The organism is Xenorhabdus santafensis (genome assembly GCF_033949405.1).
GTDB classification, from domain to species: Bacteria; Pseudomonadota; Gammaproteobacteria; order Enterobacterales; family Enterobacteriaceae; genus Xenorhabdus; species Xenorhabdus santafensis.
Genome location: NZ_VCDN01000482.1, coordinates 1 through 319, shown reverse-complemented (window position 1 = coordinate 319; position 319 = coordinate 1). Strand labels below are relative to the sequence as shown.

The window sequence follows — 319 nt, the reverse complement described above, 5'->3', positions numbered from 1 at the left end:
ATGGAACGTCGTTATGAGTTGTTTGCTCATAGTGGTACACGTAACATTGAAGGATACAACGATTATATAAAAGAGCATAATAGTCAATCAGAAGCGAAACAACCCGAATTACCGTATATTGTAGTAATTGTGGACGAGTTAGCAGATTTAATGATGGTTGCTTCGTCTGATGTAGAGGATGCGATTATGCGTCTAGCGCAAATGGCTCGTGCTGCTGGTATTCATTTAATTATTGCAACGCAGCGCCCATCGGTTGACGTTATTACGGGTGTTATTAAAGCGAATATTCCATCACGTATTGCATTCGCTGTATCTTCTC

1 protein-coding gene is annotated in these 319 nt (G+C 40.4%); it reads left to right on the top strand.

Annotated elements, in window-relative coordinates:
* On the top strand, positions 1 to 319 hold a 319-nt coding region (locus FE392_RS23145), incomplete at both ends, for an FtsK/SpoIIIE domain-containing protein (protein WP_319932015.1).